An 8,080-nucleotide genomic window follows, 5' to 3' on the forward strand; every position below is an offset into this window, starting at 1 on the left:
TCCAACAACCGTGGTCGGCCGTGGCAACCAAAAGCCGAGTCCTGCATTGTAGTAGATGCTGTTATACCAACTCCCTATGTGCTGTTCTCGATGCGGTGCGCGCGGCCATGATTATGAGCACTGCACGCATCTGAACCATGGCAGCCTCTCCGAGGCGCCTGCGCCTTCCACCCAGGGCGATGAACGGCACAACCAACAGGTTCCGGTTAGCAATCCAACCCAGATCGCTGGGCCGGGCCGAATATTTTGACACTGATTGAAGTCGTGCGCCTGCAGCGTCAGTTCGCGGCACTGGAAGCCATTCGCCCGCTCGGTCCGTCCAGACGGTCAGAAGGTCCAGAAGGCCCGTCCGCTAGCTCCCGGCCAGCGGGCGTTCTCATACAAGAGACCGCAGATTACCCCGGAACAGGCCGCGGCGTCCTCCGGCGGACTGTATCTGCGGCTCGGCTCGCGGCGTCGCCTCCGAAGCAATCTGCCCGTCGGCTGTTAGCAAGCGCGGCATTCCAGATCGAACCGGAACGAATGTAGCAGTTGCCCAGTTTCAGTAACGACGGGACACGTCAAGGAGAATTCAAATGACACGCCGACCAAAAATTTTGGCCAGCACTGCACTCGGTTTGCTGATCGCGTCCGCGCCGTTCGGGCCCTTCGCGCCCCTCAGCAGCGCCGCCTCCGGTTCCGCACGGTTCGTCGCATCCCCACCGCCGATCTTTATCAAGTTAAAATGCAAGGAGGGCGAGTCCGCCGAAGCCTGCGCGCTGAGGCAGCAGGCTCCGGCCGAAAACGCTGCTCCACTTCCAGCGACCGAACCACAGCCTGCTCAGAAACCGCAGGAGCAGCCAAAAGAGGCAGCACCTGCGTCCGAGGCAGCTCCCGTTCCAGAATCCACCCCACCGGCCGAACCATCCGCGAAGGAACAGCCTGGTCAACCGGCCGCGCCGGCGCCGGCGTCCGAGGCCGCGCCAGCGCAGCCGGCCCCCGACAAATCGGCTCCAGTTAAGCAAGTCCAACCACCTGCGGATAAGACACCTTTGCCCACCCCGGCTCCCCAGGCGCCTGCTACGACCGATCAGCCTGCGCCTGCCCAGGGCGAACAGCCGGCGGAACCTACGAGCAAGCCAGAAAAGAAACCTGCCGCCGAGCAGCCTGCCGCCGAGGCGCCTGCACCAACGCAGCCCGTGACTGGAGAACAACCTTCGACCGATCAGCAGCCTGCAACCGCCCCAGCTAATGGTGAGCCAGCGGCGCCCGCCCAAAGCGAAAAGCCAGTTCAGGGCGAGGCTCCAGCAGATCCGAACGCCGCACCAGTCCTCGACAGCGAAAAAGATGCAAAACGTCCGGGCAAGGACGGCAAAATGCCCGCTCAGCAGAGCGATGGAGGTCAGGCCCCCGCTTCTGCGGCTGCCCCCGTAGACTCCGGACCGCCTCCTGCGGACGACAAGGCAGCGCAGCAGGAAATCAAGCCTGAGAAGATTGTTCCGGTGACGGATGAAAAGGGTACCCGCCGCGACAAGGCCCCGGATAGCCAGGCGCCGGAGCGTCCAAAGGGCGCCGATGTTCTCACCGAAATTGGCGGCCGGATCATCATCCAGTTCAACAACCAGACGATCGTCCAGAGCAACGAAGCTCCGCGAATGAACCGTGGTGCCAAGGACGTATACTACGAGGATCTGCCGGGCGACCGCACGCGCGAGACAATCGTTCGGGACAATGGCATCCAAATCGTCACCATCCGCAACCGCTATGGCGATGTCATCCAGCGATCGCGCATCACGCCCGACGGCCGCGAGTATGTGCTGAGCTATGTCGACGAGAGGTATTACCAGGACGTACAGGATTGGCGCGATCCTGGTGATGACTTGCCACCGATGCGGCTGAACATCCCGCGCAAACAATATATCCTGGAGTCCGATTTGGTCGAGAATGCCGACGACTACTATACCTTCCTGGAGCAACCGCCGGTGGAAAAGGTCCAGCGGCTCTACTCGGTCGACGAGGTCAAGCGCTCGGCGCGTGTGCGCGATATCGCCCGGCGGGTTGATCTCGACACGTTGAATTTCGAGTCCGGTTCGGCGGCGATCTCGGACAGCGAAGTCCAAAAGCTGCAAGGCGTTGCGGACGCAATGGAGCGGCTGCTGAAGAAGAACCCGGCCGAAACATTCTTGATCGAAGGCCATACCGACGCCGTCGGTAGCGACAATGCAAACCTGGCCTTGTCCGACCAGCGAGCAGAGGCCGTTGCCGAGGCCCTCACCACCTCCTTCGGCATCGCGCCAGAGAACCTGACGACCCAAGGCTATGGCGAGCGCTATCTTAAGGTAAACACGACAGGGTCCGAACGGCAGAACCGCCGCGTCGCAATTCGCCGCATCACACCGCTGGTGGCGCCGGTCGCCAGCGCCAACTGACAACGGGTCTCGCGACGCGGAAAAGAGTGCCGAGTCGCGAGACCCTTGCCAGCCAAGCTGATCAATGCTCCGGCCTCCTCTGCTGGCCGAAGATGCTTGTCTTTCAACCCCGGCGCGGCCTGTCAGCCTTCCGTGCGGTTTTACCATTCCACTTGCGGCTAAGTTACATTCGCGCATGTTCAGGCAAGGCTGGGGAAAGCACCATCGTTTGTCATCGAGGCCACTCCGGTTGCGCTCGATGATGCGGGGCAAATCGCGCCTTCTGCTGATGGTCCAAGACCAGCCAAGGAAATCTGCCTGGCCCATGCATTTTCGCGGCCATGCTTGCGCGCGGCGCGACGAAGCCGTCTGTCCGTTTTCACCCCAAGAGCCTCCCGACCGGCGGTCACGCCATCGCCGACTTCTGCCAAATCCGAAATCCTAGTTTAATAGCTATCACCTGTGACCCGAGGTTCCTTGCCGGGGACTTTCGTACGCCTGCTAGCGCCCGAAACTCTTCACGATAGCAGTCCAAGCTTCTGGTGGAGAGGCATAAAAACTGGACATCGGGTTGCGGGCGTGCCGACGGCTCAATTGGGGCCGTCTCCGGACTGTCCGGTTTCGGGTCCGCACTCGCGAAAAGCTAGCTTTTGGCTCGCGCCCGTTGAACCCAGCCCGCATGGACAAAACAGGCCACAATGGATGTGTTTGCCTGACAGATTGATGCGCAGGAACTTGCAAGCGGGTTAGCCACAACGTTCCGATGACGTTTCTGCAGGCGGCGGCGACGATCCCTGAGAGTTTTAGCGTGGACGCGGCGGTTGGCTGCAGTCTGCGCCAAATCGCCGTCGTGAAATATTTCAATGGAGCGATTTCGGAGCACAGGAGTTGAGGACCGTGAGATTATCAATTGTAGGTAGAAACCGATGTCGCTACCTCTAGGTGTTTTGGTTGTCGAAGACGAACCTCTAATCCGCAATGACATCGCGGATTTTCTTCGGAGCGAAGGATTTCTGGTTTTCGAGGCTTCCAATGCCGACGAAGCCATCGCCATACTCGAAACAGGTGTAATGATTCAAGCGATGTTCACCGACATCGACATGCCGGGCAGTATGGATGGCCTGAAACTTTCGGCTGCCGTTCGCGATCGATGGCCGCCCATCAAGATCGTAGCGACGTCAGGTCACCGCGCCATGGCGGCAGCGGATCTCCCGGAAGGGAGCGCGTTCTTCGGCAAGCCATATGACCACGCAGGGGTGGCAACCTGCCTGCGAGGTATCCTGTCGCTCTGATGGCAATGACGGAAGCTGGCCAACCCTTAATGAACGTTTAGGCCACCGAGGTCACTGAAAGATCTATTGCGCAAGGCGATCAGGCTGGACTTTCAGCGTGACAACAAGACCATCCTTTGCCCAGTCGTAGACAATCGAGCCGCGCAGATGACCAGTTACGCTGCGTTCGACCAATTTGCTTCCATATCCCGGAGCCGCGGTCGGCGCCTCGACGGGAGGCCCGCCGCTTTCCGTCCAGACGATCGAGACGGCCTCGCTTTGCGCCGAACACGAAACATCCAGCGTCCCAGTCTCGGTCGACAGAGCGCCGTATTTGAGGGAATTGGTTGCAAGTTCATGGATGATAAGCGCGAGAATTGTTGTTGAAGACTCACCAACGCTCATCCTGGGCACCGCAACCCGAATGCGACCGCTGAAAGCGCCCAGATCATCATACGGCGCCAGAAGTACTGTCAAAAGATCGCCTAGCAGCGCCGAAGCAGCCTCGGTTTGACCTGGCACGGGCCTGACGAGATCGTGGGCGCGGCCCAAGGCAGTCAGCCTCTGTGTCAACTCGCGCGCCATGTCGTTGGTCGTGGTCGTCGAACGGGACGTGATAGCGGTAAGGCCGGAGGCGATGGTCAGCAGGTTCTTGACACGGTGGCTCATTTCGCCGGCCAGAAGCTCCCGACCTTCCTCCGCCTGTTTTCTCCCCGTGACATCGATGAAAATGCCGAACATCAGCCGCTGGACCATACCTTCATCGTCGCCTTGCCCTCGGGCGGAGATCCATTTGAGCTCTTCGCCGATCATGATCCGGAAATCGATCTCGTAGGGGCCCACAATTGCCCGCGTCGCGTTGAACGCGGCTCGCACACGGTCGCGGTCGGCAGGATGGATGTGTGCGGATAGATCTTCAAATTTGACGTCCGTGGCACGCGATATGCCCCACAGGTCATAGGCCCGATCATCCATGGCCAAGGCATCGCTGTCCACGTTCCACGACCATAGGGTGACGCCTGCGGCTTCGATGGCGCGGATCAGGTTCCTGGGCTCCCATAGGAGTGGTTTCAGATGTTCTGCTGTGGTTTTCATGGACGCTCGCAAGATCGCAAGGGAGGTTTTGACGAATGGCCAAAAGGGATCTCAGATCCAGTTATTCCAGGTCTGAGAAAAAGTCGCAGATCAGATCGGCAAGTTTGGTTGCCTCAAAATCCGTCATGTGGGCGGCTGTTTCTACGGCAGCCGTTGCGAGATCGTCCTGATCGACCGCCAAAAGATCAAGAATTCGGGCAAATCTGATTTTGAGTTCATGCGCGCCTTCGAATTCGTCGATCGTGACCTGAAGAATCCTTGGTGTAGCATCGATCAATCGGGTTTGGATGCTGTCAGGCGACGATGCAAGGATACGTATAGCCGCGAAAAACTGCTCGCGCGCATTGGTGTGTATTTCGTCCATCAGGTACCTTCTTTGCTGCCGGCACGCCCTGGACGCGGGGCATGAAGCGCGAGGTTTAAGAGCTGAGAGATAGGGCGTGCTGTTTCGGCGCCGCTACGCTCGCTGAGGCTGGATCGCTGGGATGGTTTCGGACCCTCCACGTTAGGAGAGCAACCCTAGGTACCATAGATCTCCACCATTACCCAGCCCTCTAGGGACGCGCGCGTTTCCCCGGGGCACGTGCTGGGACGGCGATCAGTGAAATGGCGAAAAAATGCACAGGGCGACGCATCGCGACGGCAATTCCACGCACGACCAGGCAGGGTGTCAGCCGCTTTACATCACCGGCCGCGTCATCCGTATCTGCTTTGACATGTTACGTCTTCAATAGCCCTTTGGGCGACCCTCAACGTCTGCATCAGTTCGCATCGAGGCCACCTCTATCCCCAACGCTCGGTGCATAGGGCCCGACATGGAATACTCGTTGACCATCTCGCGTGCACTGATGATAGGTTCATCAGCAATTTTCCTGTCAGCAACCGTCGCAAGCTGGAACCAAAGTCCGTATGGAGTGTTGAGGTGGGCTCGTTCCGCGGTGGATTTCCTCCCGACTGGCGCGTGCTTGAGACAAGAGTTCGAACAGTAGCCGCCGAGGGAAATTTTAATGAGATTGGTTTGGATGGCGGCGCCGGTAGCGTTGCTGCTGGGGCTTGGCCTCCAACCGGCTTTCGCCGTCTGTAACATTTCCGATGCCAAGCTCGAAGAGGCAGTCCTCAAGAGCCCGGAATTGCGTAATCCGGAAAATCGCTACCTTGTCCGTGACCTACGAACCCTTAGAGATGCCGCCTTCTTGCTGTGGTCGTATGGCTTACAGGAGGACTGCGAACGCTTGCTCGCCAACATTCGACAACTGATTGCCGCGCCATCAATGGCGAAGCTTGGGGGCAACGACGAGGACCTTGCCGATGAGCAGGTGGCCGCAGAAGAACCACAGCGGCCGCAGGGTGGTGAAGTTCAGGGTAAACGCAGCACTCCAGGCGCAGGACCTCTCACCAATATTGACGAGCTTGAACCCGGTCTACGTGTCGACGAGATTGTCGGCGCCGAGGTTCGCAGTTCGGATGACAAGATCGTCGGTGAAGTTCGCAACGTCATCATTGGAAGCAAGGACCGATGGGACTACGCAGTCATTGCCTCAGGCGGCTTTTTCATCGCCGGCAAAGACAGCATCGTCGTCCCTCTGCGGTACATGCAGGTCAATCAGGAGCGGAACAGCTTCTACCTGCGCATCTCCAGTACCGATGTGAAAGCCGTTCCGTTGATGCCCGACCAGGAATATCTGTGGCTCGCGGACGACGCATGGCGTGCGAAGAACGATGCTGTCTTCGAGAAGCTAGATTCTCACCCGGTTCGATACGATCTGCCGGCAGGGCAGCAACCCACGACTAAAGTCCAGTGAGCTTTAAAACGGTACTTGCAACACGAGCCTCTGACGGCGATGTGCTAAGGATTCCATCACCTAAAGATAGTGTTTGCGCGCTGGGACGGATAGCACCTCTGACGCGCTTTGGCTTTCGTGGGGATAGCGGATCGGCTATGGACTAGTCGCCGGTTGCAGACACGAATTGCGCTGCGGAAACGAAGCCTGGAGGACACCATGCACCTGTCGAACGAGAGCATAATAGTTATATTGGTAGTGGGACTTATTGCCGGATGGCTGGCCGGAAGAATTGTGCGAGGCGCCGGCTTTGGTGTGATCGGGGACATCGCAATCGGGATCATCGGAGCCTTCATAGGGGACTGGCTGCTACCCCGCGCAGGCGTCCATCTGGGAAGCGGAACGATCAGCCTCATCATCAATGCAACCGTCGGCGCCATTGTACTTCTCCTAATCATCCGCTTGGTTGCTGGTGGAGGGCGTTTCGGAGGCGGATAGAGGGGTCGGTGGCGGTAGCCATCTCACGTCGGCGGGGCGATCCGCCCTTGATCCATGAGCAGCCGCACTCAGGCGAAGAGAGTGGCTGCTACGGCTTCTGTATCACAGGTTTGCGACCTGGTTCTGCATCTGCGCCGGTTAACCGGTTGTAGCCGGCCACATCGGAGACAAGGAACGCTGCTAGTTTGCGGATCTCTCTCATCTCACCTTCAATCTGAATTAGCGATCCGACACAGCTTCCCCGTCGCAAACAAGGCGACGGGGTCGGATGCAACGGCCGATATGAGGCGCGAAGCTGCCGTTTGTTGGGGCACGGCCCACTCTAGTCCGCTCTGACGTGCCAAGCAGCTCGTTTCACTCCACCGAATTTTCTGCTTGAATACCTCTGAAACCTGGCCGTGGAGCGCCTCCCATTTTGGAAGATCCCTTCGCCCCCCTACGGCAACGTTTCCTGGCCCGGTGCGCCGCTCAACTAGCGGAGTTGAAGGCTGCGCGTCACACAGTCCTTTTGAAGGGCTCCAACGACTCGCTGATTGGGACGGCGCACTCGCTCGCTGGAGCCGCGGGAACCTTCGGGTTTGCGGAGGTCAGCATGCAGGCATCGGCACTGGAAACATCGCTGATCGAGCAGGCGGATGATGGAGCCGTGCATGCCGCGATCGATGCGCTTATAACTGAAATCGAGCGGACGCTGCGGTGATTCAACTGGCTGGACTCACTTCTTGGGGCCAGTCAGGCCGGTCCTGGTCATCTCGCCCCAGCTTTGGTCGGCGCGCAGATATTGCCACCATCCCTTCACGCGCCAGAGATTGTTGAGCTGGCGGTAACCGAAATTCTCGATCACAGCCACGGCCGTGAGCAAGGCGAGATCCCGCGCGCGCGGAAAACGTTGAAGCTCGGCCTCTTCGAGGACCAGCGAACACACGCTCACGCAAACCCCGTAGGTGAAAACCAGCGACGTGAATGCCAAGAGATATTCGGTCGAAAGGATGCCGAGCAGCCAGAAGGTCGGGATCAGCACATAGCCCAGCACCTCCGATATCGGCCC

General features: G+C 59.1%; 7 protein-coding genes and 1 pseudogene. 5 read left to right on the plus strand and 3 right to left on the minus strand.

From position 1 onward, the window contains the following. Positions 1-575 precede the first annotated feature (575 nt). Positions 576-2,408: an OmpA family protein gene (locus tag NKI88_RS16135; protein ID WP_352656086.1), complete on the plus strand. Its 1,833-nt coding sequence runs from the start codon at positions 576-578 to the stop codon at positions 2,406-2,408. Positions 2,409-3,313: 905 nt separating this feature from the next. Continuing rightward, positions 3,314-3,679 (plus strand): response regulator, encoded by a 366-nt coding sequence (locus NKI88_RS16140; protein ID WP_352656088.1) that lies wholly within the window; start codon positions 3,314-3,316, stop codon positions 3,677-3,679. A 63-nt stretch (positions 3,680-3,742) separates the two neighbouring features. Here NKI88_RS16140 and NKI88_RS16145 read toward each other — a convergent pair whose 3' ends face one another. Further along, entirely contained in the window at positions 3,743-4,753 is a 1,011-nt protein-coding gene (locus NKI88_RS16145) for a sensor histidine kinase (protein WP_352656090.1), read from the minus strand. A 61-nt stretch (positions 4,754-4,814) separates the two neighbouring features. Continuing rightward, on the minus strand, positions 4,815-5,117 hold the full coding sequence (locus NKI88_RS16150) for a hypothetical protein (protein WP_352656092.1): 303 nt from the start codon (positions 5,115-5,117) through the stop codon (positions 4,815-4,817). A gap of 643 nt (positions 5,118-5,760) precedes the next feature. Here NKI88_RS16150 and NKI88_RS16155 point away from each other — a divergent pair. From NKI88_RS16155 to NKI88_RS16165, 3 genes are all read left to right on the plus strand, one after another. Next, a complete protein-coding gene (locus NKI88_RS16155) occupies positions 5,761-6,555 on the plus strand; it encodes a PRC-barrel domain-containing protein (RefSeq protein WP_352656094.1) in 795 nt (264 codons plus the stop codon). 198 nt (positions 6,556-6,753) lie between these two features. Continuing rightward, on the plus strand, positions 6,754-7,032 hold the full coding sequence (locus NKI88_RS16160) for a GlsB/YeaQ/YmgE family stress response membrane protein (RefSeq protein WP_352656096.1): 279 nt from the start codon (positions 6,754-6,756) through the stop codon (positions 7,030-7,032). A gap of 481 nt (positions 7,033-7,513) precedes the next feature. Continuing rightward, on the plus strand, positions 7,514-7,732 hold the full coding sequence (locus NKI88_RS16165; RefSeq protein WP_352656105.1) for an Hpt domain-containing protein: 219 nt from the start codon (positions 7,514-7,516) through the stop codon (positions 7,730-7,732). A gap of 15 nt (positions 7,733-7,747) precedes the next feature. Here NKI88_RS16165 and NKI88_RS16170 read toward each other — a convergent pair. After that, positions 7,748-8,080, minus strand: a pseudogene (locus NKI88_RS16170) (glycosyltransferase family 2 protein); the annotation flags it as partial.

This window comes from Mesorhizobium sp. M0317, from assembly GCF_040321555.1.
In the GTDB taxonomy this organism is placed as follows: domain Bacteria; phylum Pseudomonadota; class Alphaproteobacteria; order Rhizobiales; family Rhizobiaceae; genus Mesorhizobium.